This is a genomic window from Haloarchaeobius salinus, assembly GCF_024464185.1.
GTDB lineage: Archaea > Halobacteriota > Halobacteria > Halobacteriales > Natrialbaceae > Haloarchaeobius > Haloarchaeobius salinus.
This window is the reverse complement of the sequence record NZ_JANHAU010000003.1, coordinates 1-23,959: the sequence shown is the minus strand read 5'-3', so window position 1 is coordinate 23,959 and position 23,959 is coordinate 1. Positions and strand designations below refer to the sequence as shown.

Genomic DNA, 23,959 nt, shown 5'->3' with positions numbered 1-23,959 from the left:
CGCCTCAGTCGAGGTCCGCGAGGATCTCCTCGGCGTGCTCCTCGGGGTCGACCCCTTCGTAGACGAGCTCGATGGTTCCCTCCTCGTCGACGACGTACGTGTTCCGGAAGACGCCGTCGAACGTGTTGCCGAACATCTGCTTCTCGCCGTAGGAGTCGTAGATGGTGGCGACCTCGCCGTGCTCGTCCGAGAGCAGCCGCACTGGCAGGTCGTGGTCCTCCTCGAACTCCTTGAGGTCGGCGACGTCGTCGTCGCTCACGCCGAGCACCGCGATGTCGCGGTCCTCGAAGGCGTCCCAGTTGTCGCGGAACGAGCAGGCCTCCATCGTACACCCCTCCGTGTTCGCACGGGGGTAGAACCAGAGGACGACCGTCTGGCCGCGGTAGTCCGAGAGCGATACGAGGTCACCGTTCTGGTCCGGCAGTTCGAAATCCGGAGCTTCCGCGCCGACGTCGAGCATAGACACGGGAAGGAAACGACGGGTAAAACGGATTTCGTTTCCGGCGAGGGTTCACTCGGACGCGACGCCGTCGCCGACGGCCAGCTCCCCGGACTCGACGATAGTCGCGCGCAGGCCGCCCCGGTGGACGAGCGAGCGGGCGACGCCGTCCTCGGTGAGCCCCTCCAGGTAGGAGCAGGGCTCGCAGAGCTCGACGCCGCGACAGACCGCCCCACCCACCCGGAACTCCTCGTCGACGAGGTGGTTGAGTGCGACGCCGCGGGTCGTCACGTTGCGGCGGTGGCGGCCGTCGCCCACGTCGACGCCGTAGTCGCTCCCGGCTGCCTCGATGGCTTCGGCCTCGATGAGCGTGATGCCACGTGGCGTGCCGTCGGAGAACGTTCCACCCTCGTCGAAGTAGCGGTCGCCGCGCAGGCCGGCCCCGGCGACGGCTTCGACCCGTTCGACGGCCTCCACCGGCTCGCCCGACTCCGGCGCGACGTGGATGGCCTCGACCGTCCCGGCCGTCGCCGTGTGGTCGTGCTCCGCCGAGTCCCCTGCCTCCGTCTCGGTCATGGCTCCGGCTACGATGCTCCGCGAGAAGAAGCTACTGGAAGGGTGAGAGAACGTCTCGTAATCGGGGCGCTCAGTCGAGCTTCTCAGCGGCCTCGCGCTCGAGCAGCGGCTCCGCGTTCGCGGTCGGGAGCGTCACCACGTCGTCCGTGCCGAGGCTGTACTCGCGCTGGTCGACGCCGAATATCTCCCCGACCTCGTCGGTGATCCGGACGGTCGTCCGCTCCACATCGGCGTCGTCGTCGCCCCCGTCCGCCGTCGAGTTCGACGACGCGCCGGCCGTCGTCCGCTCGGACGCACCGCCAGCCGGAACCGGCCCGGCGGCAGCGTCCGTCGACTGCGGGGCGACGCCCGAGCCGTCCGTGGCCGGGTCGCCCGGCGATGGGTTCTCGCCCGACGACGGTGTCTCGCTGGTCGACAGCGTCTCGCCCATCACGTCGGCGGCGCTGACGCCGTCGTCGTCGTCCGACCCGGCCTCCTCGCCGCCCGCGATCGCGTCCGCTTCCGCGGCCGCCACGTCGGACGCGCGGTCGTCGCCGGGCTCCGAGGCGGCCGACGACGGTTCCTCACGTGTCGTCCCCTCGTCCGCCGGGTTCTCCGTCGCGGTGGTCGGCCGCTCCGACTCACCCGGGGACGATTCGGGCGTGGGCTCGGACGTCGTCGCCCCTGGACCCGCATCCATCCCGTCCTCCGGGTGGTGGCTCGGGGAGTCGTCGCCCGCGACGGCGGGCGTCGTCGGCGCCTCGCCCGCGATGACGTCGAACATGTGGTCCTTGTTGCCCTCGATGCGCTCGACGAGGTCGTCGTACAGGGCGCGCTCCTCGTCGGTGAGGCCCTCGACCTGGTCGGGGCTCGCCATGTCCGCCGCGGCGAGACTGGCCTGCTTGACCAGCTTCCCGAGGCGGCGCTCGTAGAGTGATTCGGCCGTCGAGCGCGCGGTGTCGATCTCGTCGGTGAGCCGCTGGACCTCGGGCGAGCCGAACGGATCGTCCGCCTGCCCGGCGGCCCGGTCGCGCTCCGCTTTGCGCTCCTCGACGAACGCCGCGACCTCCTGGTAGAAGGAGTCGCGCAACCCCTGGAGGCCTCCCTTCTGTCGTTCCGTGTCGAGCGCAGAGCGCAGTTCGTCCAGATTCATTCTTTCCCCTTCTCGGCGCGGTCGCGGGCCATCAAGAACACGCCCACGTACTCCGGTACAGTCTGTGTGCCTGCCTCCACCGTAAAGCTACCGCCGCCGAGTTCGACCTCGGTGGTCTCGTCGACGGTCACCTCGATGTCGTTCCCGACGAACGTCCCCGGGACGGCGTCGTGGAGCGGGTCGAACTCGGCGACCTCGTCCCGGGGGATGCGCGTCACCGCGAGGCCGGTGCCGCCGTGCAGGCTCCCCGGCAGCCGGATGAGCCGGTTGATGTCCGTCGTCACCGGCTCGTCGATTGGTGCCGTCTCGGCGTCGAACGTCTCCTGTGCGAAGATGTCGGCGAGCCGGACGACCGTCGGGTGCACGTCGAGGTTGCCGGCCGCGAGCTCGTCGTACCGGTCGTCGAGCACCGCCACGAGCTTCTTCGAGCGACCGGAACCGATGCCCTCGAACGACTGGAGCCGGTCGCGGGCCTCGTCGTCGGGCAGTTCGCGGACCTCGTCGACGAACGCCAGCAGCCGGTCGTGGACGCGCCGGCCCCAGCCGCCGGTCGTGTCGAGGCTGCGCTTGTCGGTCGGGTTCTTCAGCCCCAGTCCGGCCACCGACTCGCGGTCGACGAGCGACTCGAAGTCCACGTCGGCGGCCATCACGTAGTCGACTATCTCGCGGCGGTGACCGCGGTCGAGCTGGTCGACGCCGTCGTCGCGGACGTGGACGTGGTAGCCCCGACCGCCGGAGAAGACGACGGTGAGGTCCTCGAAGCCGAAGTCGGTCTCGAGCAGGTCGAGCAGCCGCAGCAGGGCGTCCTTGCAGACCGCGAGCATCTCCGCGTAGCTGTCAGCGTCCGGGTCGACCCCCGGCAGGTGGTCGGCGTCGAGGTCGAAGACGAGGTCCGACCCGCGCCAGCCCTTCTCCGACATCGAACCCGCACCGGGGTCGTCGTAGCGGCCCGCTGAGAAGTAGACGTGTCGCGGGCGCTCGTCCGTGAGGAACGTCCGGAGGTCGCCGACCTCCATCCAGGAGTGATGGCGGATCATCGTCGTGCCACCCGACGACCAGGTGATGTACCCCCACTCGCGCTCGTTCGGCTCCGGTGGCGGCGAGGGGGTCGTCCCCCGGTAGTGGTCGCCGAAGCGACCGCGGAGGTATCGTCGGGTGCGCTCGTTCATGGCTCTCGTTGGTTCGGAAGGGGGTCGTACAAACCTTGCGGAGTCGCCACGGCTCAGCGCCGCATGAACTCGGAGAGCCGACCCGTGATGCTCACGTCGTCCCCGAGCTTCAGGTAGTACGCGTCGCCGCCGTCCTCGTAGTAGTTGTCGATGCGTCGCTTGATGTCGAAGCCGAGGTGTTCGTAGAACCGCAGCGCGTTCTCGTTGCTGGTTCGCGCGTGGCACGTGACGGTTCGATGCTCCTCGGCCACGCGGGCGACGAGGCGTTTCCCGATGTCCTCGCCGCGGTACTCCGGGTCGACGGCGAGAAAGAGGATGTAGCCGTCGCGACGGACCGCGGCGAACCCGATGACCGGCTGGTCGGCCCCCTCGTCCAGGAAGAGGTGGACCTTCGACCGGCGATACGCGTCGGTGAAGAAGCTCTTTCGCTGCTTGAGTACGTCCTCATCGCGGCGGATGCGCTCTTTCAGGCGCCACGCATCCTCGACGTACTCGTCGCTTCCGGGGGAGACGACGCGCGTGTCGACGTTGACGCTCACTGTCGTGAAACTCCGGGACACGTCGATATAATTCCACCGGCAGTCGACCACGGCCGAGACGGTTTGGGGAAAGGTTTTCCCGAGCGCCAGCCCTGCGAGTAGGAAATGACCTCCCCAGAGGACGAGGGTGGTACCGGCCCCCGGTTCTCACCGCTGGACCTCGTCCAGGACGCGTTCGTGGCTGGACTGGCGGTCGTCGTTCCACTGCTCGTCACGCTGTTCGTCCTGAACGTCCTCGCGGGCTACCTCTTCAGCTTCCTCGACGCCGTCGTCCTCGCCCTGGAGGAGGCCGGGATGAGCCAGGGCGTCTCCGTGATGTTCGTGCAGGCCCTGACCATCGTGGTCGTGCTGTCGGTCGTCCTCGTAATCGGCTTCCTCACGCGGTTCCGGTACGGCGAGGCCGCCATCTCCTACGTCGACGGTTTCGTGGCGCGCATCCCCGGCTTCGGCTCCATCTACGACAGCTTCCGCGAGATGTCGGAGGTCATCGTCCAGAGCGAGGAGCGCAACTTCCGCGACGTGAAGCTCGTCGAGTTCCCGCAGGACGAGACGTACACGCTCGGCTTCCTGACGACGTCGACCCCACAGCCGCTTCAGGAGGCAGTCGGCCGCAACGACATGGTCACCCTGTTCCTCCCGCTCGCGCCGAACCCCGTCATGGGCGGCAACCTCGTCCACGTGCCCGAACACCGCGTCGTCGACGTCGACATGACCGTCGAGGAGGGCATCCGGACCGTCGTGACGACCGGCGTCGCGACCGGCGGCGACCCGAACGAGCCCGACGACCTCACCGAGGCCGAGCTCAGCCAGATGGCCGGCTTCGAGCAGGCCGAGGACGACGTGGGCACCGACGCCGAGCCCGAGGTGGAGCCCGACGTGCTGGACCAGGAGCGGGAGGACGACGACCAGCACGAGGAGGCTGAGGAGATCGTCCCGGACGGCGACCTCGACCTCGAGACCGGCGGGCGACGACAGGCTGGCGCACGCGAGGAACAGGAACTCGGCGGCGCTGCCTCCGCGAACGAGGACGACGACGACGACGGTGACCGCCAGACCGAGGCCGACATGACCGACGAGAACACCCCGTGACCGTGCCACCATGAGCTTCGAACTCCGCGAGCACACCGCCGACGTTGCCGTCGAGGCGACCGGCGACACCCCCGGGGAACTCTTCGCCGCGGTCGCCGACGGGCTGACCGCCGCGCAGTGCGACGACGTGCCCGACGGCGTCGGCGACCGGTTCGAGCTGTCCGTCGAGAGCGAGAGCCGGGAGAGCCTGCTGTTCGACTACCTCGACGAACTCGTCTACGAGCGCGACGTCCGGGGCGTCCTCCCCGCGGACCACGAGGCGAGGGTCGTCGAGGGCGACGACGGGAGCTGGCGGCTCACGGGGAGTGCACGTGGCATCCCGTTCGACGCCGTCGAGGCCCGGGAGGTCAAGGCCGTCACCTACTCCGAGATGCGCGTCGAGGAGACCGACGACGGCTGGCGGGCGTACGTCGTCCTCGACGTGTAGGTTCGAACCGGTCACCAGCGGGACACAACCTATTCCGGCCACGACGTCGAACATCGAACCATGACCACCTACGACGCCGGCGACGTCACCCTCCGGAAGGTCCGCGACTACGTCTGGGAGATCCCGAAGCAGGGCGACATGCGCGTCCCGGCGCGGGTGTTCGCCAGCGAGGAACTGCTCTCCGAGATCAGCGACGACAAGACGCTCGAACAGCTCCGCAACGCCACCCACCTCCCCGGCATCACGAAGTACGCCATCTGCATGCCCGACGGCCACCAGGGCTACGGCTTCCCCGTCGGCGGCGTCGGCGCGATGGACGCCCAGAACGGCTGTATCTCGCCCGGAGCGGTCGGCTACGACATCAATTGCGGCGTCAGGATGATGACGACGAACCTGACCTACGACGACCTGCAGGGTCACGAGCAGGAACTCGTCGAGGCGCTGTTCGCGAACGTCCCGAGCGGCCTCGGCGGCGGTGGGGTGTTCGAGGGCGACATCGGCGACGTCGACGCCATCCTCGAAGACGGCGTGCAGTGGGCGCTCCGGAACGACTGGGCCGTCCCCGAGGACCTCGAGCACTGCGAGGACGAGGGGTTCAGACCGGACGCGGACCCCTCTGCCATCTCCCAGAAGGCGAAGGACCGGGGCAAGAACCAGATCGGCTCGCTCGGCTCGGGCAACCACTTCCTCGAGGTCCAGCGCGTCACCGACGTGTACGACGACGCGGTCGGCGACGCCTTCGGCCTCACCGAGGACCAGGTCGTCGTGCTCATCCACTGCGGCTCGCGGGGGCTCGGCCACCAGACCTGCAACGACTACCTCCGACGCATCGAGAAGACCCACGCGGGGATGCTCGATAGCCTCCCCGACCGGGAGCTCGCGGCGGCCCCGGCGGGCTCGCAGCTCGCCGAGGAGTACTACGGCGCGATGTGTGCCGCCATCAACTTCGCGTGGGTGAACCGCCAGCTCATCATGCATCGCACCCGGCAGGTGTTCGAGCGGGTGTTCGACCGCGACTGGCGCGACATGGAGATGCACCTGCTGTACGACGTGGCCCACAACATCGCCAAGAAGGAGCGCCATCAGGTCGGCGTCGACGCCACCGGAGCGGTCGTCACCGACGACGAGGACGCCGTCGAGTACGAGACACGGGAGCTCTACGTCCACCGGAAGGGCGCGACCCGGGCGTTCCCGGCGGGCCGCGACGAGGTCCCACCAGCCTACCGCGCCGTCGGCCAGCCAGTCATCATCCCCGGCAGCATGGGCAGCGGGAGCTACGTCCTGCGCGGCGGCGAGCACTCGATGCGGGAGACGTTCGGTTCGACGGCGCACGGTGCGGGCCGCCTGATGAGCCGCACGCAGGCCAAGAAGGAGTACTGGGGCGGCGACGTGCAGACCGACCTCCGGGAGCAGAACCAGATCTACGTGAAGGCCCAGTCCGGGGCGACCGTCGCCGAGGAGGCACCGGGCGTCTACAAGGACGTGGACGAGGTCGTCCGTGTGAGCGACGCGCTCGGCATCGGCGACAGGGTCGCCCGGACGTTCCCGGTCTGCAACATCAAGGGCTGAACCGGGTCGACGGCCGACCCCAGTCCGTTCCTCGCGCCCGACCATTCAAGTACGGAGCCGGGACCAGACCGGGCGTGGTCTGAGCCACGCCGCATCCCGGTCCGGGCGGTTGCGCGGCACGCCGGATGCGCACACCACGTGCCGCCTGTTCGCCAGCCTACCTTTCAGCGACTGCTACTTCAGCCGGTACGGGTTGTCGTCGTCACCGCCGTCCTCACCCGTCCCCTCCGGCACCTCGCTCTCGGGGAACTGCCGCCGGGCGGTGAGCGTGATGGTCGCCTCGGGAGTGTCGTCGTCCTCCCACGGGCTCTCGTACACCGATAGCTCGGACTCCGTCACGTCCCAGCCGTGGGCTTCGAGCACGCGGACGAGTTCGCGCTGTTCGTCGAGTATCTCGTCGTCCATCACCTCGGTATCGGGGGTGGTGACACAAAAACATCCGGCTGGACGAGACGTGACGAGCGTCAGCGCAGGAAGTCGAACCGGGGGCGGTCGATGTCGGGGACGCGGTGCTCGACCGCCTCGCCCGCCTCGTACCTCACGAAGCTGAGGTAGAAGATGCGGCCACAGCCAGCCTCGGGCTCGTCCTCGGCGTCGCCGATGCAGACGAACTCGACGCCGTCCGCCTCCTCGTACTCGTCCGTCGTCGACGCGTACTCCCAGCCCTCCAGTGGCTCCTTCGTGACGCACTTGTCGGCCATGTAGGCGTCGCGTTCGAGGCTCGTCAGCGCCTCGCAGTAGGGGCAGTAGTAGGTGACCGAGACCATACCACTGGTAGGGTCCAGACCGACTTAGCTCCGCGGCTCCCGATCCAGTGGAAAGGTCTTTGGCACCGTCCGGTGACGTTCCCACCATGATAGACGAGACCGTCGAGGAGATCGAGGAGATGCAGACCCACTCCTCCTCGGTCGTCGCCGTGAAGGCGACACGCGCACTGCTCGAGCTGCTCGACCGCGAGTTCGCGACCGTCGAGGAGTACGAGCGCGCGCTCGACCGCAACGCCAAGGCCCTCCAGCGCGCGAACCCCTCCCACGCCTCACTGTACAACGCGATGCGAGAGGTCGTCGACACGGTGAGTGCTGCCGAGAGCGAGGACGTGGACGACGCGAAGGCGACGACGAGCGAGGCCGTCGAGCGCGTCGTCGACGGCGTCGAACACGGCAAGAGCGGCGCGGCCGAGCGTGCAGCCGAGCACATCGAGGACGGGAGCACGATTCTCACCCACGACTACTCCTCGACGGTGCTCGAGGCCATCGAGCTCGCGACGCGAGACGGGGCCCACATCGAGATGTACGTCACGGAGGCCCGGCCGCGCTATCTCGGCCGCAAGACGGCCCGGACGCTCGCCGGAAACGACCGCGTCGAGACGCACCTCCTGACCGACGCCGCCTCGGGCTACTACCTCGAGGAGTGCGACGAGGTGTTCGTGGGGATGGACTGCATCGTCGGGGACACGCTGTACAACCGCGTCGGCACGTTCACCATCGCGGCGACGGCGGCTCACTGCGACGTACCCGTGAGCGTCGTCGGCTCCAGCTCGAAGGTGATCGAGAGCGGCTTCGTCTTCGAGAACGAATTCCGGTCGCCCAGCGAGGTGATGCGCGAGCCGGCCGAGGGGTTCGACGTCAGGAACCCGGCGTACGACGCGACGCCGGTGTCGCTACTGGAGCGAGCGATGACCGACGAGGGCGTGATGGAGTTCTGAGCTAGCGGTCGACCGCCGGTGGCTCGTCCCGGCCGATGGTTATCTCGTGGGCCTCGACGTCCTCGTAGGCGGCGACCTGTCCGCCGACGGTCACTTCGCCGTCGTCTGTCTCGAGCGTCAGCCCCGCGACCTCCTCGGTCATCTCGAAGGAGATGTCGGTGACCTGCCCGCGAACGAGCCTGGGCGTGCCGGTCTCGACGTCCCGGCCCTCGATGGTCGCGTAGAACTCGCCGCCCTCCTCGATGAGGTCCTTCACTGCGCGGCGGATGGAGGAGTAGCGCCGGGGGAACGGCCGGTCCTCGCCGTTGGCGAACACCTCGTCGGCGGTCGTCCAGAGGACCGTCCCGAAGAAACCGGAGACGAGGAAGCCGAGTGCGGAGCGGTTGAAGATGACGCCGTAGCGGTCCTGGTCGTCCCGCAGCGCGTCCTGCGTGGCGTAGATCGAGTAGGAGCCGTCGGCGACGGCCACAACCGGGGTCGTGATGCCGCGGCGGACGCGGACCGTCGTCGCGATGCGCTCGTACTCGAACTCGTCGGGGTCCGGCGCGCCGGCGGCGGGTGTCACCAGCAGTTCGATGCTGATGCCCTGGTGGTGGCGGGTCGCCAGCAGGTCCTCGAAGCGTTCGAGCAGGTCCGGGGTGAGCGACAGCGCCAACTCGTACTCGGCGGCGTCGATAACCTCCTCCAGGTAGCGGAGGATGGTCGAGCGGGACTTGACGAGCGAGACGGCCTCCGTGTCGCGGGCGGGGGCGGTGTAGCGGGCGTTGAGCTCGTCGACGAGCTCCGACAGCGAGGATTCGAGGTCGGTGAACGCGTCGTCGGGGTCGACGGCGATGATCTTCATCGGACGGGATTCGCGGAGTTCGACGAGGCCGCGGTCCGAGAGGCTCCGAACCGTGTCGTACACCCGGGGCTGTGGAATCTCGGTCCGGTCGGCGATCTCCGATGCGGTGAGCTGCCCGTGTTCGAGCACAGTCAGGTAGGCGTCGATCTCGTACTCCCCGAGATTGAACCGCTCCCCAACTCGCTCCATCGTCCCACGGAGGTCGTCGGATGGCATACCGTACCAACTCGGGGCGACCGTTAAATCATTTACTGAAAATCGAGTAGCACGCCGTTACGAAATCGGCTCCTGTCAGGGGATCACATGTACATCCGGTCGTCGGGCGCGTCGTGTTCGGGGACGGACTCGAGTCGCTGGGCGAGTTCGGTGTAGTACCGGGCGACGCGCTCGGCGAACTCCTCCAGGGGCCCGGTGTCGAGGTTCAGGTCGTACACGGCCGACACTGCGTCGAGCAACTGCAACGCGGCCTGCACGTCCGGGGCCTGTGCGTGTACCGGAGTGACGTAGACGCCGACCGCCAGCGAGGAGGTCATCCCGCGCTCGACGAGGGCGGCGTTCACACCGTCGAGGAAGCCGTTACCCATCGGTGGGATCTCGGTCTCGTCGAGCCGGCGACGCCGGTAGTCCTCGGTCGCCACGTAGAAGCTCCGGTGGTCCTCGGGTCCGTGTGGCACCGGCACGCCGGAGAGGACGGCGACCTCCTCGACGGCGTTCGTCTCCGTCCAGTCGAGCACGGACCGCGCGAAGGGCTTCGCTGCCCAGACGGGGACGAACAGCTCCGACATCAAGACGGTCAGATTGAGGTCGTCCCGCGAGAGCAGTCGGGTGCTGTGTCGCGGGACGCCGTCGTTGAACGGCGTGATCGAGGGGAGGTCCTGTGCGACGATGTGGCCGGTCTGTTCGAGTTCGAGCTGTTCGACCAGGTAGTCCACGGCGGTGAGGCCGGCGAGCCCGAACTGCGAGAACCCCGCGACGACCACGTCCGACACCTCGTCTTCGTGCGTCACGTCGAACCGAACGTCCTCGGTGCCTTGAGCAGCCATACCGAACGTACGCGTCCGGGCAGGATAAACCCGGGCCAACGTCGGCGTGTGGTGGCAGGGTCCCAACCCTTATCTCGGGGCAGTGAGAGGGCAGGGATATGACACCCGGGTCGGTCATGCAGGACGGCGGGACGACGACCGCCGGGAACGAAACGACGACCACTGACGGGACGACCCAGGAGGGCGTTCGACTCGTCGAGCAACTGCTCCCCGACGCAATCCCGCACTGGGCTGTCGAGTACGGCATGGCCGTGCTGATGCTGGTGATCGGGTGGTACGGCTCGAAGCTGGTCATCCGGCTGTTCGGGCGAACCATCGCGCGGCGGATCCAGCGGCCGAGCATCACCCAGACCGTACTCCGGTCGGTCCGGCTGGCTGTCATGCTCGTCGCCGTCGCCATCTCGCTGTCCATCATCGGCTTCGGTGGGAGCGACATCCTCCTCTCAGTCGGTGTGTTCTCGGCGGTCCTCGGTATCGTGCTCGCGCCCATCGTCGGGAGCATCATCAACGGCGTGTTCGTCCTGGCGGACCAGCCGTTCGAGATCGGCGACATGATCGAGATCTCGGACAGCAACACCCGTGGCTTCGTCGAGGACATCACCATCCGGTACACGAAGGTGTTCACGCTCGACAACACGTTCATCGTCATCTCGAACTCCTCCATCCGGGACCGCGACATCGTGAACTACTCGGCGGAGGACGAGCGGGCGCGACTGTCGCTGGAGCTGACGGTCACGTACGAGGGCGACCTGGACGAAGCCCGCGAGCTGATGGAGGACGCCGCGAAGGAGGTCGACGGCGTCATCACGGGCGGGCCGGACATCCGCATCGGCTCCGCGCGCTACCCGGCTGCACCGACCTGTTACATCGACGAGTACGCCGACCACGGCGTCTCGCTCGTGCTGCGCTACTGGGCGAAGGAGCCGTACAAGCTCATGACCGTCCGGTCGAACGTGAACGAGGAGGTGTGGTCGCGGCTCGACGACGCCGACGTCCACATCCCGTACCCGCACTCGCACGTCGTCTTCGACGAGACGAGCGGCTCGCTCCCGGTCGAGATGCAGCGTGGAGGCCAGCTGTCTGGACGGGCCGGCCAGGCACCGGAGGAACGCGAGGAGTGACTACTCGATCTGGACGGTGACGACCTCGCAGTCGAGGTTCCGTCGGAGGTACTCGTCGATGTCCGGTTCGTCGACGACCTTCCGGAGCATGCGTCGCCAGCGGCCCATCTGCTTCGAGCCGATGACGACCACGTCGGCCCCCTCGGCAGCCACCTCGTCGAGGATGGTCTCCTCGACGAGGAAGCCACGGCGGACGACGTAGCGGGCGTGGGGCACGGTTCCGAACGCGCGCTCGGTGGCCCGCTTGAGGTCGGCCCGCGAGACGCGCTTGCCGTTCTGGTAGAGGTTGACGTGGAGGACCGTCAGCGCCGCGTCGCGCTCCCCCGCGATCGTGATGGCTTCTTCGAGCGTCGCTCTCGAGTGCGTGCTCAGGGGGTACCGGACGGGGACGACGACGCGGGTCATCGGTTGGTGGAACTCGGTGGACGTGGGTAAACCTTCTCAATCGCGCCGCCAGACGACGCGGCCGTCGATGCTCGGGTCGACGCCGACCGACCGGGCGTACGCCGCGAGCACCTCGTACTGGGTGTCGTGGAGCGCGACCCGGTGGTCCTCGTCGAGCGTCGGGAACTCGTGGTCGGTGTGGAACAGGTAGTCCGTCGTCGCGACGGTGTAGATCCCGGCCGGGTCGACGGGCTCGCCGCCGACGGTCGCGTCGACGAGTTCGTGGTCGGTCCGGTCCCAGGTGACCGACGCGCCGCTCAGGTGCGCGTGCCACCAGTCGAGTTCGCCGAAGGCGAGGTTCGCCCCGCTGGCCTCGCGGAACACGTCGCGGAGCTCCGCGCCGGTGACCTCGGCGACCGCGACGGGCTCCTGGAACGGGACGACACTGACGAGGTCCGCGATGGTGACGTCGCCGTCGAGCGCGTCGCCCTCGCGGATGCCACCGGAGTTCTGGAGTCCCACGTCGGCGTCGGTCGCCCAGCGGTAGGCGTCGGCGACGAAGTTCCCGATGCGGCTCTCGCCACGGAACGCCGCCGCGTTCGTCCGCTCGACGGGCTCGTCGACGTGCCCGACCACCTCGTCGAGGTCCGCGGCGGCCATCCGGTCGCGGAGGGTGTCGGCGAGCGCCTCGTCGCGGTTGCCGTCCATCGGGTCGTGACGGGTCGCCTCGGGGCCGTCGGGTCCGAGTTCGACCTCGTAGACGGCGGCGGCGTTGACGCCGGGGCGAAGGAGGAGCGTGTCGTCGATCCACTCCTCGACGACGCTGTGGACGTGGCCGCCGAGGACCACGTCCACGTCGACCGAGACGGCGAGTTCCTCGTCGCCCTGGCCGAGGTGCGAGACGGCGACGACGTACTCTGCACCTGCCTCGCGGAGCGCGTCGACGGCGTCTTCGGCCGCTGATATGGGCTCGGTGAAGTGCAGTTCGGTCGCGTTCGGGTTGATGGAGGGGGTCTTCGGGTCGGTCACGCCGAAGAAGCCGACCCGTGCACCGTCGACCTCGCGGACCGTCCACGGCTCCGTCAGGTCGGGTGCGAACCGGTCGTCGCCGTCGCGGACGTTCGCGCTGACCCACGTCTGCGGCGAGTCGGCGACGATGTCGCGGGTCGCTGCGGGCCCGTAGTCGAAGTCGTGGTTGCCGAAGGTCTCGACGTCGGAGTCGACGGCGTGGAAGAAATCGAGCGCCTGCCGGCCCTCGGTCACGAGCGAGAGCACGCCGGGGGAGGTGTTGTCGCCGGAGCCGACGACGAGCGCGTCGTCGTCATGGAGGGCAGCGAGGGTCCCGGCGAGCCGGCCGATACGGTCGGGGTCGTCGTACGCGTTCTCGACGTCGGAGTAGTGGAGCAGACGGGGAGACATACACCCTGCGTAACCGTGGTTCGCAGATGAACGTGTCGTTCCGACGGGCGTTCCAGGCCGGCTGGTCGCCTCACCCGGAGACGTCGTCGGCCGTCGTACCGGCGACCCCGTCGAGCGTCGGCCGCCGGACCCGACCCTCGATCCGGGGGTCGACCTCGTTCTCCCGGGCGTACTCGACGATGGCGTCGAACTGCTGGCCGTGGCTGTCGATCACGTCCCCGGGCCCGAACGCGTCGAACAGGTGCGAGGAGTCCACGTAGTAGTTGCTCGTCGCCAGCGTGTACGACCCGTCGGGGTCGAGCGGCTCGCCGCCGACCCGTATCTCGCGGGCCTCGTCGGCCACGTCGTCCCAGACGACCGAGAGGCCGCTGAGGTGGCCGAACCAGTGCGTCGGCACCTCGTCGCCGTACTGGGCGAGCGCCGCGTCGTGGACCGTCCGTCTGACCTGCTCGCCGCTGACGCGGACCGACACCAGCTCGTTCTCGAACGGGCAGAGCCCGACGAGGTCGGCCACCGTCACCCCGTCGACGAGCGGGTCGGTGGTCCGGAGCCCGCCGGACGAGTGGACGGCCACGTCGGCGTCGGCGACGTGGCGGTAGGCGTCGGTGACGAGGTTGCCGACCCGGCTCTCGCCCTGTTTCGTGTCGCTGCGGGCGACCGTCACCGGTTCGTCGACGTGTGCGACGACCTCGGTCAGTCCGGCCTCGCGCCGCCGGGTTTCGAGGGCGTCGAGGAGGTCCTCAGCCACTGGTGCATCGTGGGTCGGGAGGCGGTAGCCCCGCGGCCGGTCCTCGAAGACGACCTCCGAGAGCCCGCTGGCGTTCGAGCCGGCGCGCACGAGCAGCGTGCCCGCGACCACGTCGAGGAACTCCTCGTGGGCGTGACCGCCGAGCACGACGTCGACGTCGAGCTGCTCGGCGAGGTGGGTGTCGTCGCCGCAGTGCGAGAGCACGACGACGTGGTCGACGTCGCGCTCGCGCAGTTCGGCGACCGCGTCGCCCGCGGCCGCCACGGGGTCCGCGAAGGTGAGCCGGTCCGCCGAGGGGTTGATGTCGGCGGTCTCCGGGCTGGCGACGCCGGTGACACCGACGCGGTGCTCGCCGGCTTCGAGGACCGTCCACGGGACGACGCCCTCGTCGGCTGCGAACAGGTCGCCGTCCTCGCGGACGTTCGCACAGATCCACGGCATCGGGGAGTCGGCGACGACCTCGCGAGTCACCGCTGGGCCGCGGTCGAAGTCGTGGTTGCCGAACGTGTCGCCGTCGGGCTGGACGACGTCGAAGAAGTCGATTGCGTGGCGGCAGTCGGTTACGAGCGAGAGCACGCCCGGGCCGAGGTTGTCGCCCGCGCCGAAGACGAGCGTCTCCGCGTCGCGGCGCTCGCGGACGAGGCCGACGAGCCTGGCGAGCAGCTCCGGGTCGTCCGGCGCGCGCTCGACGTCGGCGTAGTGGAGGAGTCGGGGGGTCACGTACTGCCCTCTCTGTCGGTCCGGTAAGTACGTTCGGTCCGCCGAGACGAACAGACCTAAGCGACGCGACCGCCAACGCGGGGACATGAGCGACCACGCGCTGGAGGAGCTGCGGACGGCCGAGGGCGAGACGGTGTACGTGGACCGAACGGAGGGCGACCGCGGCTCGAAGGCCCCCTTCTTCGTCGTCTACCGGACGCCGGACCGCGAGCGCAAGTACGGCTGGTTCTGCGCGAACTGCGAGACCGTCGACAACGCGATGGACTCGATGGGACGCATCCAGTGCAACGTCTGCGAGAACTTCCGGAAGGCGACCGAATGGGACGCGGCCCACGAGTGAGCACGCCGTCGCTCGGCGCGGTGGTGACGAACAGGTCTGTCCGTGAGTGAACGACATCGGAACCGGACATCTGACGAATTTCGGGCGTCTCAGCACTCGAAACCGGCGGTATCGGATAGTTAGTTTGGGTGAACGTTTATTAGGATGGCCGTGGTACTATGTATTGAATGTGCCCCGTTAACACGAACCGGCACTTGCGGGAGGAAGCGGAGTCGATTTTCAGCCGCCTCGGCTACACCGTCACGACCGACGGCGACGAAGTCCGTGCGGAGCGAGACTGGAAGGTCGTCCACGTGACCGCCACCGAGGAGCTACGCAATCCGCCCGAGGGAACCTCCCCCGGTTCGTATCGCTGTTTCGTCACCCGGACAGAGCACGCCGACGCGGTCAGGCGTCGCGTCCGCGACACCGACCCCGACTACGAGTGGGCCGTCATCGGCGTCGACGAGGAGGCAGACTACGAGGTCGAGCGCGCACCCCCTGCCACGTAGCGCGCCCGACTACAGCCGTTCTCCGGTCGCTGACGCCCCGGCAGCGGCGTCCACGTCAGCACCCTCCTCCTCAAGGACGCTCCCGAGTGCGTTGACGAGGTAGGTGACGTTCTTCGGGCGCGCGGAGTGGCCCATGCAGCCGATGCGGAATATCTCACCCGAGAGGTCGCCCAGCCCGCCGGCGATCTCCAGGTCGTACTCCTCGAGCAGCCGCGAGATGACCTGCCCGTCCTCGACCCTCTCGGGGACCCGCACCGCGTTCAGGCTCGGGAGCCAGTACTCGTCGGGTGCGTTCATCTCCATCCCCATCGCCTCGACGCCGGCCTTCAGCGCGCCGGCCATGCGCTCGTGGCGCTCCCAGCGGTCCTCGATGCCCTCCTCGGCGACGAGCCGGAGCGCCTCGCGGAGCGCGTAGACGTTCGTGATTGGCGCGGTGTGGTGGTACGCGCGCTCCTCGCCCCAGTAGCCCTCGAGCAGCGAGAGGTCGAGGTACCACGAGCGGGCGGGCTCCTCGCGAGAGAGCACCTTGTCCATCGCGTCGTCGTTGAGCGTCAGCGGCGACGCGCCGGGCGGACAGGAGAGGCACTTCTGCGGACCGGCGTAGGCCACGTCGATGTCCCACTCGTCGACGCGGAGCTCGACGCCGCCGATGCTGGTGACGGTGTCGGCGACGACGAGCGCGTCGTGCTCGTGGGCGATGCGTGTCAGCTCGGACACCTCTGGCTGGCGGACCCCGGTGCTCGTCTCGGCGTGGACGAAGCCGAACACGTCCGGCTGGTGCTCGTCGAAGGCGTCGGCCACGTCGGCGGGCACGAGTGGTTCGCCCCACGGTGCGTCGACCTCGACGACCTCGCCGCCGGCGCGGCGGGCCATCTCGGCCATCCGGCCGCCGAAGTAGCCGTTCGTCGGGACGAGCATGGTGTCGCCGGGCTCGACGACGTTGCCGATGGCGGCCTCCATCGCAGCACTGCCGGTGCCGGACACCGGGATGGTCCACTGGTTGTCGGTCCGGAACGTGTAGCGCAGCAGCTCCTGCACCTCGTTCATGATCTCGATGAACGACGGGTCGAGGTGCCCCACGAGGGGCGTGCTCATCGCCCGGAGCACCCGCGGGTTGACGTCGCTCGGGCCCGGCCCCATCAGCGTGCGGTTCGGCGGCGTGAGTTCGCCGACCTGTGGTGGTTCCTGCATGTCCGGGCAATCGGCACCTCGCGGGAAAAAGCTATCTCGCCGGACGGTGGCGAAGGCATTTACCGTGGTATGCCGTCACGTAACACGATGGCCACGGACGACTCCGCCCGCCCGAGTCACGACTCCCTCGGGTTCGCACACGCCGACGACGGGACCTTCGTCGACCTCGCCGCCGATCTCCGGGGGTCGGTCCGCGGCGACGTCCGCTTCGACGAGTACGCACAGGTGCTGTACGCCACGGACGGCAGCATCTACCAGGCCCGGCCGGCGGGCGTGGTCGAGCCACGGGACGCCGACGACGTGCAGGCGGCGGCCCGGATCGCCGCCGACCACGAGGTCCCGGTGCTCCCGCGGGGTGCCGGCACCTCGCTCGCCGGACAGGGTGTCGGGAAGGGCTGTGTCGTCCTCGACTGCTCGGTCCACATGGACTCGGTGCTCGACGTCGACCCCGAGGCGCGGACGGCCCGGGTCCAGCCCGGCGTCGTACAGGACGACCTCGACGCCGTCCTCGAACCGCACGGCCTCCAGTTCGCACCCGACCCGGCGTCGTCGGCGCGGGCGACCGTCGGCGGCGGCATCGGCAACAACTCCACCGGCGCGCACTCGGTCCGCTACGGCATCACCGACGCCTACGTCCGGTCCGTCGACGTGGTACTCGGCGACGGCCGCGAGGCGACGTTCGGCGACGTCGTACTCGACTCGCCGGCGTGGGACGAACTCGTGGACCGCGACGACCGCGTCGCCGACCTCCACCGGACTGTCAGGGAAGTCGTCGAGGAGCACCGGGGCGAGATCGAGTCCCGCTACCCCGACCTCAAGCGCTGCGTCTCCGGCTACAACCTCCACAAGGTGGTCCGCGAGGAGGAGGGCGAGCGCGTCATGAACCTCGCGAAGCTCGTCGTCGGGAGCGAGGGCACGCTCGGCGTCGTCACGGCGGCCGAACTCGACCTCGTCACGCGACCCGAGTCAACCGCGCTGGCCGTCTACGCCTACGACGACCTGGTCGACGCGCTGGCGGCCGTCCCCGACGCCCTGCGCCACGACGTGAGCGCGGTCGAACTCGTCGACGACCGGGTGGTCGCGATGGCCCGCGACGCACCGGAGTACAGCGAGTACGCCGAGCCGTTCCCCGACGACGCCGCGGCGTTCCTGCTCGTCGAGTTCGACTCGGAGCTGCACGACGACTTCGTGGCGGCCATCGACGCCGTCACCGATACCCTCCAGCGCGAGGGCGCGGCGACCGAGCATCTGGAGGCCTTCGATCCCGCGGACCAGGCCGACCTGTGGAAGCTCCGGAAGGCGGCCATCCCGCTGCTGATGTCGATGGACGGCGACCCGAAGCCGTACCCGTTCATCGAGGACGCGACCGTGCCACCCGACCGCCTCGCCAGCTACGTCCAGGAGTTCGAGGAGGTGCTGGCGCGCCACGACACCTCGGCGGCGTACTTCGCGCACGCCGGCGTCGGCACGCTCCACATCCGGCCCATCCTGAACCTGAAGACCGACGAGGGCGTCGAGACGATGCACGCCATCGCCGAGGACGTGACCGACCTCGTGCTCGAGTACGACGGCGCGTTCTCCGGCGAGCACGGCGATGGTCTCGCACGCACCGAGTTCACGCCGAAGATGTACGGCGACGAGCTGTGGAACGCGTTCAAGAAGGTCAAGACCGCGTTCGACCCGTCGTGGCAGCTGCACCCCGGTAACGTCGTCTACCGCGACTCGCCGGCGGACAACGGCCCGCCGAACGGACGCGGCGTCGGCGCGGACATGCGCGAGCATCTGCGCTACGGGGCCGAGTACAGCACGGTCGAGCCCCAGACCGCACTCGACTTCGACGACGACGGCGGCTTCGCCCACCTCGTCGAGCTCTGCAACGGCTGTGGCACCTGCCGGCAGACCGGGAGCGACACGATGTGTCCGACCTACCGCGCCAGCCACGAGGAGATACAGTCGACCCGGGGTCGTGCGAACCTGCTCCGTGCGGCCATCAGCGGCGAGCTCGACGCGGACGAGCTCCACTCCGAACGGTTCCAGTCCGAGGTGCTCGACCTCTGTGTCGGCTGCAAGGGCTGTGCGAGCGACTGCCCGACCGGCGTCGACCTCGCGAAGCTCAAGGCCGAGGTGAAACACCAGCACCACGAACGCGACGGCGCATCCCTCCGCGAGCGGCTGTTCCGCGACATCGACCGCTGGGCGGGCCTCGGGAGCACGTTCGCACCCCTGTCGAACTGGGCCACCCGGCTCCCGGGGGCGCGCGAGGTCGGCGAACGGCTGCTCGGCGTGGCCGCGGACCGCGAACTCCCGGCCTTCGAGCGCGAGAGCCTCGTCGACTGGTTCGCCGCTCGCGGGCCACGGGCCCCGGCCGACGCCGACCGCCGGGTGGTGCTCTACCCGGACACCTACACCAACTACACGGAGCCGGCGGTCGGCCGTGCGGCGGTCCGGGTGCTGGAGGCCGCGGGCGTCCACGTCGCCATCCCGGGTGACCTCGGCCCGAGTGGCCGGCCAGCGTACTCGCTGGGCTTCCTCGACGTCGCGCGGGAGCGCGCCAGGGCGACGGTCGAGGCGCTCGAACCGCTGGTCGACGACGGCTGGCAGGTGGTGTTCGTGGAGCCGAGCGACGGCGCGATGCTCGCCGACGAGTACGCCGACCTGCTGCCGGACTCGGCGGCGCGTGCGGCGGTCACCGACGCCGCGTTCGGCGTCTGCGAGTACCTCGACGGACACCGTCTCGCCGCGGACCTGCCGACCGACGCTCCGGACGAACGGCTCGTCTACCACGGCCACTGCAACCAGAAGGCGCTCGGGACGGACCACCACGCGGTCGGCGTCCTCCGGCGCGCGGGGTACGCGGTCGAGCCGCTGGACTCCGGCTGCTGTGGCATGGCTGGCAGCTTCGGCTACGAGGCCGAGCATCTCGAGCTCTCGCGGGCCATCGGCCGCATCCTCTTCGAGCAGGTTGACGCCGCCGACGGCCGGCCGGTCGCGCCCGGTGCGTCCTGTCGGACCCAGCTGGCCGACAGGTCCGGTGCCGACCGACCACAGCACCCCATCGAGGCCGTCGCGGACGCGCTCGACGGGGAGTGAGCACCGGCCGCGCCAGCCCTGGACGTGGTTTTACCATCCCGGCGTTCGAGTGACCGGTCATGCAGGACCAGCCCGACCCACCGACCGGCGTCGTCGAGGTCGTCGAACGCTCGCTCGACCTGTTCGTCACCGACATCACCGAGGCGCTCCCGAAGGTGCTCGCCGGCATCGTGTTCCTCGTGCTCGCGGGCCTGCTCGTGAAGCTCGTGATGCTCGTGGTGCGCCGGGTCCTCTCCAGCGCGCTCCCCGGCGAGGCACCGGTGTACCGCCAGTTCCTCTCTACCGTCGTCGCGGTGGTGCTCTGGTTCGCGGTCGCGCTCTCGTTCCTCTCGGTCGTCGGCCTCTCCGAGCTCGCCGCCGCGCTGGGGACCTCCGCCGGCTTCATCGCGCTCGGTGTCTCCTACGCGCTCTCGGGGATGATCGCGGACGCCGTCGCCGGCGTCTACCTGCTCCGCGACCCCGACTTCAACCCCGGCGACGAGGTGACCGTCGGCGACGTCAGCGGCGAGGTGACGACCATCGAACTCCGGAAGACGCGCTTCGCCGTCGAGGGCGACACGGTCGTCCGCGGGAACGCCGAGATTGAGAAGAAGTGGACGAAGCGGGGCGAACCGAGCAGTGACGGCGTGGCCGACGCCTGAACGGGGACATCGACACGGCCTGTGGCGTGCTAGCGTCACCGGCGAGTGACTTATCCCCCGCCGCGACGTACAGAAGCTGACATGATGATCGGGCACTCGCTGCTGGCGTTCGCACTCGTCGCCACGCTGGCGCGTGCTCTCGACGCACCGCCGCGACGCGCGCTGGCCGCCGGCGCAGCCGCGGGTGCGTTCGCTACGGTGCCCGACGTGGACATGGTGTACGCGCTCACCGGGCTCGCCGGCGCGGAGTTCGACGGCGTGTTCTCGGTGACGACCGCGTTCTGGTCGGCCAGCACCGTCGTCCACCGGTCGATGACGCACTCACTGGTCGTCGCGCCGGTCGCGGCGCTGGCGTTCGCGCTGGTCGTCGTCCGTGGCCGGCGCGCGACCCGCGCGACGCTCGCCGGCTTCGTCCTGCTCGGCGGGCTGACCGTCGTCGCCACGGCGCTGCACGGGCTGCTCGGGCTCGTCGTCCTCGGGGCGTTCTCGCTCGCCGGCGTCGCCGTCGCGGCCGTCATCCGCGAGAGCAGCAGCCTCGACGCCCGGACGGCGTTCGCGGTGGCGCTGGCCGGCCTCGTCTCGCATCCCTTCGGCGACCTGTTCACGGGCGAGCCGCCGGCGATGCTCTGGCCGCTCGACACCGTTGTCCCCGCCGGCCGCGTCGTGCTCTCGGCCGACCCGACGCTCCACCTGCTGGGCGCGTTCGGGCTGGAGCTGGCGGTCGTCTGGTTCGCGCTGCTCGCGTTCTGCTGGGTGACCGAGCGCCGGCCGCGCGTGCAGCCCCGGGCCGTCGCGGGCCTCGCCTACGGTGGGGTCGTCTTCCTGCTCCCGCCGCCGACGCTCGACGTGTCGTACCACTTCGTCTTCTCCATCGTCGCGGTCGGGACCGTGCTCGCGGTGCCCGTCGCGGCCCCGACACGGACGACCATGGCGCTCGACGCGCTCCGCCGGTCCGTCGCCGACCACGGCGTCCGGTCGGTGACGACTGGCATCGCGGCGGTCACGCTCGCGCTCGTCGCCTACGGCGTGCTGTACGTCCTCGTCTGAACGCCGGTGTCGCCGGCGAGTACAGACTCTTGTACCCCCGGCCCCACGTGCTATCGTATGACGGAACGAAGGGACCTGGGTCGACTGTTCGAGGAACACCGGCTGAACGCCGTCCTCTCGTGGGTGCTCGTCGTCATCGTCGTCCTGGCGGCCGTCGAGGAGCTCGTCCTCGGTGACTGGCTCTGGACCGTGTTCGCGCTGGCGGTGGCCGCCGTCGCGGTCCTCCCGCCGCTGACGCACAGACGCTGGCTCGTGATGCTCCCCTGGGAGGTACTGTTGCTCGCAGCGCTGCCCGTCCTGGGGCGGACCGCGCTGGTCCGCGGGCTGGTGAACGACCTCGTGCTCGCGACGATGCCGGCGCTGCAGGAGTTCCTCTCGGCATCGCCGGTGTCGAGCACCGCCGCCTACGTCTCCGTCGCGGCGTTCGCGCTCATCGTCGTCGTCGAGCTCCACGTGTTCACGCCGGTCAAGCTCACGCCCGGCTTCGCCGTGCTCACCGTCGTCGTGCTGACGCTCGCCGCAGCGGGCGTCTGGGCGGTCGTCCGGTGGCTCGCGCACATCTACATCGGCACCGAGTTCTACACGGAGCTCGACCCGCTGATGGTCGAGTTCGTCTACTCCGCCGCCGCGGGCCTCCTCGCCGGCATCACGTTCGAGGCGTACTTCCGTCGGCGTGACCACACGGCGCAGCGGTCGCTCGCGGTGGTCGAGGACGCCTCGGAGGAGCTCGGGGAGCAGTTCGACCTCGAGGTGGGCGAGAAGTGAGAGTCCGCGACCGACTCGGCATCGACGAGGCGTTCCAGCGCCGGCTCACCCGTGCCATGCAGCTGACCCTCGTCGGGCTGCTGTTCGTCGGTGTCGAGCGACGGAACCCGGGTATCGTCGTCAACACGCTGCTCGGTCTCGGCGTCACCCAGCTCCCGTCGCTGCTGGAACGCGACTACGACATCCCGCTCGACGCGGGGCTCACGCTCTGGATCACCACCGCGGCGTTCCTCCACGCGCTGGGCACCGTCGGCATCCCCGGCACCGAAGCGACGTTCTACCGCAGCACCACCTGGTGGGACCACATGACCCACGCGCTCTCGTCGTCGCTCGTCGCCGCCGTCGGCTACACCACGGTCCGCGCGCTCGACGAGCACAACGAGCACATCGACATCCCGCCGCGGTTCATGTTCGTGTTCATCCTCTCGTTCGTGATGGCCTTCGGCGTGGTCTGGGAGCTGCTGGAGTTCGGCATCGGCCTCGTCACCGCGTCGCTGGGGAGCGACGGCTTCCTCATCCAGTTCGGCGTCGGCGACACGATGCTCGACCTGCTGTTCAACACCGCGGGTGGATTCGTCGTCGCGGTCTGGGGGCAGGCGTACCTCACCGACGTGGCGGGCGTGCTGCGGGACAAACTCGACAGCCGCGACGACGATTCGGCCGGTGGCGCGACGTAGCTTTAAGTCCGTATGCCCCGTGCTATCACACGGATATGGTATTCAAGAAGATCACGCTCATCGGGACGAGTTCGGAGAGCTTCGAGGACGCCGCGGACGACGCCATCGACCGCGCCCAGGACACCATCGACAACGTCCACTGGGTCGAGGTGGAGGAGCTGGGCGTCGAGATCGCGTCGGTGGCGGACCGGGAGTACCAGGCAGAAGTGACGGTGGCGTTCGAACTGGACGGCTGACGGCGCGGCCCGACGGCTACGTTCTGAACGACTCGCCGCAGCCGCATTCGGACACCACGTTCGGGTTCTCGACGTGGAACCCTGCGCCCTGCAGTCCACCTTCGAAGTCGAGGACACTGCCCTCCACGTAGTTCAGGCTGGACGGGTCGACGAAGACGCGCAGCCCGTGGTGTTCGTAGATGGTGTCGTCCGGTTCCGGTTCGTCGTCGAACCGCATCCCGTAGGAGAGGCCGGCGCAGCCGCCCTGCTGGACGAACAGTCGCAGGCCCGCCTCCCCGGTGTCGAGCCCCTCGCCGTCGAGCAGCGAGAGGGCCTCCTCGGCGGCCGTTTCGGTCACTTCGATCCGCGGGGTGGTCTCCCCGTCTGCGGTGCCCGTGCTCATAGGTCCCGATACGGTCCCGCGGGATGTTAACCCTGTTGCACGTGGCGGGGCGGTGTTCAGATAAGGATTGAAAAGTGAGGCGTAGCGTTTTTTGAGTGTCCATGTCGAAAAACGCTAGCCTCAACGGATGTACCGACCAGATTGAGTTAGGTTTTGTGGAGCGCGAGGCAACACC

Annotated in this window: 27 protein-coding genes; 13 read left to right on the top strand and 14 right to left on the bottom strand. The window is 69.2% G+C overall.

The window, feature by feature from the left end; translation table 11 throughout:
- Positions 1 to 4: 4 nt before the first annotated feature.
- The 5 genes from bcp to NO345_RS12430 form a co-directional block, all read right to left on the bottom strand.
- Positions 5 to 460 (bottom strand): thioredoxin-dependent thiol peroxidase, encoded by a 456-nt coding sequence (bcp, locus tag NO345_RS12450; RefSeq protein WP_256299649.1) that lies wholly within the window; start codon positions 458 to 460, stop codon positions 5 to 7.
- A gap of 51 nt (positions 461 to 511) precedes the next feature.
- Complete coding sequence (locus NO345_RS12445) at positions 512 to 1,015, bottom strand: MOSC domain-containing protein (protein ID WP_256299648.1); 504 nt, start codon at positions 1,013 to 1,015, stop codon at positions 512 to 514.
- 70 nt (positions 1,016 to 1,085) lie between these two features.
- Positions 1,086 to 2,147 carry a hypothetical protein gene (locus NO345_RS12440; protein ID WP_256299647.1) on the bottom strand — a complete coding sequence of 354 codons (1,062 nt, stop codon included), beginning with the start codon at positions 2,145 to 2,147 and terminating at the stop codon, positions 1,086 to 1,088.
- The gene (priS, locus tag NO345_RS12435; protein ID WP_256299646.1) at positions 2,144 to 3,316 is read right to left on the bottom strand and encodes a DNA primase small subunit PriS; all 1,173 of its coding nucleotides are present in this window, start codon (positions 3,314 to 3,316) and stop codon (positions 2,144 to 2,146) included. The genes NO345_RS12440 and priS overlap by 4 nt, the downstream gene beginning before the upstream one ends.
- Before the next feature lie 53 nt (positions 3,317 to 3,369).
- The gene (locus NO345_RS12430) at positions 3,370 to 3,855 is read right to left on the bottom strand and encodes a GNAT family N-acetyltransferase (RefSeq protein ID WP_256299645.1); all 486 of its coding nucleotides are present in this window, start codon (positions 3,853 to 3,855) and stop codon (positions 3,370 to 3,372) included.
- A gap of 105 nt (positions 3,856 to 3,960) precedes the next feature.
- On the opposite strand from NO345_RS12430, the gene NO345_RS12425 reads away from it, so the two are divergent.
- The 3 genes from NO345_RS12425 to NO345_RS12415 are packed head-to-tail and all read left to right on the top strand — an operon-like array spanning position 3,961 to position 6,940.
- Positions 3,961 to 4,944 carry a DUF502 domain-containing protein gene (locus NO345_RS12425; protein WP_256299644.1) on the top strand — a complete coding sequence of 328 codons (984 nt, stop codon included), beginning with the start codon at positions 3,961 to 3,963 and terminating at the stop codon, positions 4,942 to 4,944.
- Positions 4,945 to 4,954: 10 nt separating this feature from the next.
- A complete protein-coding gene (locus NO345_RS12420) occupies positions 4,955 to 5,371 on the top strand; it encodes an archease (protein WP_256299643.1) in 417 nt (138 codons plus the stop codon).
- 60 nt (positions 5,372 to 5,431) lie between these two features.
- Positions 5,432 to 6,940 (top strand): RtcB family protein, encoded by a 1,509-nt coding sequence (locus NO345_RS12415; RefSeq protein WP_256299642.1) that lies wholly within the window; start codon positions 5,432 to 5,434, stop codon positions 6,938 to 6,940.
- 174 nt (positions 6,941 to 7,114) lie between these two features.
- Here NO345_RS12415 and NO345_RS12410 read toward each other — a convergent pair whose 3' ends face one another.
- A complete protein-coding gene (locus NO345_RS12410) occupies positions 7,115 to 7,345 on the bottom strand; it encodes a hypothetical protein (RefSeq protein WP_256299640.1) in 231 nt (76 codons plus the stop codon).
- A gap of 59 nt (positions 7,346 to 7,404) precedes the next feature.
- Positions 7,405 to 7,707 (bottom strand): DUF7969 family protein, encoded by a 303-nt coding sequence (locus tag NO345_RS12405; RefSeq protein ID WP_256299638.1) that lies wholly within the window; start codon positions 7,705 to 7,707, stop codon positions 7,405 to 7,407.
- 86 nt (positions 7,708 to 7,793) lie between these two features.
- On the opposite strand from NO345_RS12405, the gene NO345_RS12400 reads away from it, so the two are divergent.
- Positions 7,794 to 8,645 carry an eIF2B alpha/beta/delta subunit family protein gene (locus tag NO345_RS12400; protein ID WP_256299636.1) on the top strand — a complete coding sequence of 284 codons (852 nt, stop codon included), beginning with the start codon at positions 7,794 to 7,796 and terminating at the stop codon, positions 8,643 to 8,645.
- A gap of 1 nt (position 8,646) precedes the next feature.
- Here NO345_RS12400 and trmB read toward each other — a convergent pair whose 3' ends face one another.
- Positions 8,647 to 9,705, bottom strand: a complete 1,059-nt coding sequence (gene trmB, locus NO345_RS12395; protein WP_256299634.1) for an HTH-type sugar sensing transcriptional regulator TrmB — start codon at positions 9,703 to 9,705, stop codon at positions 8,647 to 8,649.
- 83 nt (positions 9,706 to 9,788) lie between these two features.
- Positions 9,789 to 10,532, bottom strand: coding sequence for a proteasome assembly chaperone family protein (locus NO345_RS12390; protein WP_256299632.1), 744 nt, complete (start codon positions 10,530 to 10,532; stop codon positions 9,789 to 9,791).
- A 98-nt stretch (positions 10,533 to 10,630) separates the two neighbouring features.
- Here NO345_RS12390 and NO345_RS12385 point away from each other — a divergent pair, with 98 nt between their 5' ends.
- On the top strand, positions 10,631 to 11,653 hold the full coding sequence (locus NO345_RS12385; protein ID WP_256299630.1) for a mechanosensitive ion channel family protein: 1,023 nt from the start codon (positions 10,631 to 10,633) through the stop codon (positions 11,651 to 11,653).
- On the opposite strand, the gene NO345_RS12380 is transcribed toward NO345_RS12385, so the two are convergent.
- From NO345_RS12380 to NO345_RS12370, 3 genes are all read right to left on the bottom strand, one after another.
- Complete coding sequence (locus NO345_RS12380) at positions 11,654 to 12,058, bottom strand: universal stress protein (protein ID WP_256299629.1); 405 nt, start codon at positions 12,056 to 12,058, stop codon at positions 11,654 to 11,656.
- A gap of 36 nt (positions 12,059 to 12,094) precedes the next feature.
- Entirely contained in the window at positions 12,095 to 13,456 is a 1,362-nt protein-coding gene (locus NO345_RS12375) for a bifunctional metallophosphatase/5'-nucleotidase (RefSeq protein WP_256299627.1), read from the bottom strand.
- A 70-nt stretch (positions 13,457 to 13,526) separates the two neighbouring features.
- Positions 13,527 to 14,924, bottom strand: a complete 1,398-nt coding sequence (locus NO345_RS12370; RefSeq protein WP_256299626.1) for a bifunctional metallophosphatase/5'-nucleotidase — start codon at positions 14,922 to 14,924, stop codon at positions 13,527 to 13,529.
- Between the two features lie 85 nt (positions 14,925 to 15,009).
- Between NO345_RS12370 and NO345_RS12365 the strand changes: the two genes are divergently transcribed.
- Complete coding sequence (locus NO345_RS12365; RefSeq protein ID WP_256299625.1) at positions 15,010 to 15,264, top strand: DUF5816 domain-containing protein; 255 nt, start codon at positions 15,010 to 15,012, stop codon at positions 15,262 to 15,264.
- 167 nt (positions 15,265 to 15,431) lie between these two features.
- Entirely contained in the window at positions 15,432 to 15,755 is a 324-nt protein-coding gene (locus tag NO345_RS12360) for a DUF7116 family protein (protein ID WP_256299624.1), read from the top strand.
- A gap of 9 nt (positions 15,756 to 15,764) precedes the next feature.
- On the opposite strand, the gene NO345_RS12355 is transcribed toward NO345_RS12360, so the two are convergent.
- Positions 15,765 to 16,946, bottom strand: a complete 1,182-nt coding sequence (locus NO345_RS12355) for a pyridoxal-phosphate-dependent aminotransferase family protein (RefSeq protein WP_256299623.1) — start codon at positions 16,944 to 16,946, stop codon at positions 15,765 to 15,767.
- A gap of 87 nt (positions 16,947 to 17,033) precedes the next feature.
- Between NO345_RS12355 and NO345_RS12350 the strand changes: the two genes are divergently transcribed.
- The 6 genes from NO345_RS12350 (at position 17,034) to NO345_RS12325 (ending at position 23,402) form a co-directional block, all read left to right on the top strand.
- Positions 17,034 to 20,036: an FAD-binding and (Fe-S)-binding domain-containing protein gene (locus NO345_RS12350; protein ID WP_256299622.1), complete on the top strand. Its 3,003-nt coding sequence runs from the start codon at positions 17,034 to 17,036 to the stop codon at positions 20,034 to 20,036.
- A gap of 59 nt (positions 20,037 to 20,095) precedes the next feature.
- Positions 20,096 to 20,677: a mechanosensitive ion channel family protein gene (locus NO345_RS12345; RefSeq protein WP_256299621.1), complete on the top strand. Its 582-nt coding sequence runs from the start codon at positions 20,096 to 20,098 to the stop codon at positions 20,675 to 20,677.
- Between the two features lie 81 nt (positions 20,678 to 20,758).
- Positions 20,759 to 21,724, top strand: a complete 966-nt coding sequence (locus tag NO345_RS12340; RefSeq protein WP_256299620.1) for a metal-dependent hydrolase — start codon at positions 20,759 to 20,761, stop codon at positions 21,722 to 21,724.
- 57 nt (positions 21,725 to 21,781) lie between these two features.
- On the top strand, positions 21,782 to 22,489 hold the full coding sequence (locus NO345_RS12335) for a hypothetical protein (RefSeq protein WP_256299619.1): 708 nt from the start codon (positions 21,782 to 21,784) through the stop codon (positions 22,487 to 22,489).
- Positions 22,486 to 23,166 (top strand): DUF2238 domain-containing protein, encoded by a 681-nt coding sequence (locus tag NO345_RS12330; protein ID WP_256299617.1) that lies wholly within the window; start codon positions 22,486 to 22,488, stop codon positions 23,164 to 23,166. The genes NO345_RS12335 and NO345_RS12330 overlap by 4 nt, the downstream gene beginning before the upstream one ends.
- Positions 23,167 to 23,201: 35 nt before the next feature.
- On the top strand, positions 23,202 to 23,402 hold the full coding sequence (locus NO345_RS12325) for a dodecin (RefSeq protein WP_256299615.1): 201 nt from the start codon (positions 23,202 to 23,204) through the stop codon (positions 23,400 to 23,402).
- Positions 23,403 to 23,418: 16 nt separating this feature from the next.
- Here the strand turns inward: NO345_RS12325 and NO345_RS12320 are convergent, their stop codons facing one another.
- On the bottom strand, positions 23,419 to 23,784 hold the full coding sequence (locus NO345_RS12320) for a HesB/IscA family protein (protein WP_256299613.1): 366 nt from the start codon (positions 23,782 to 23,784) through the stop codon (positions 23,419 to 23,421).
- Between the last annotated feature and the right edge of the window lie 175 nt (positions 23,785 to 23,959).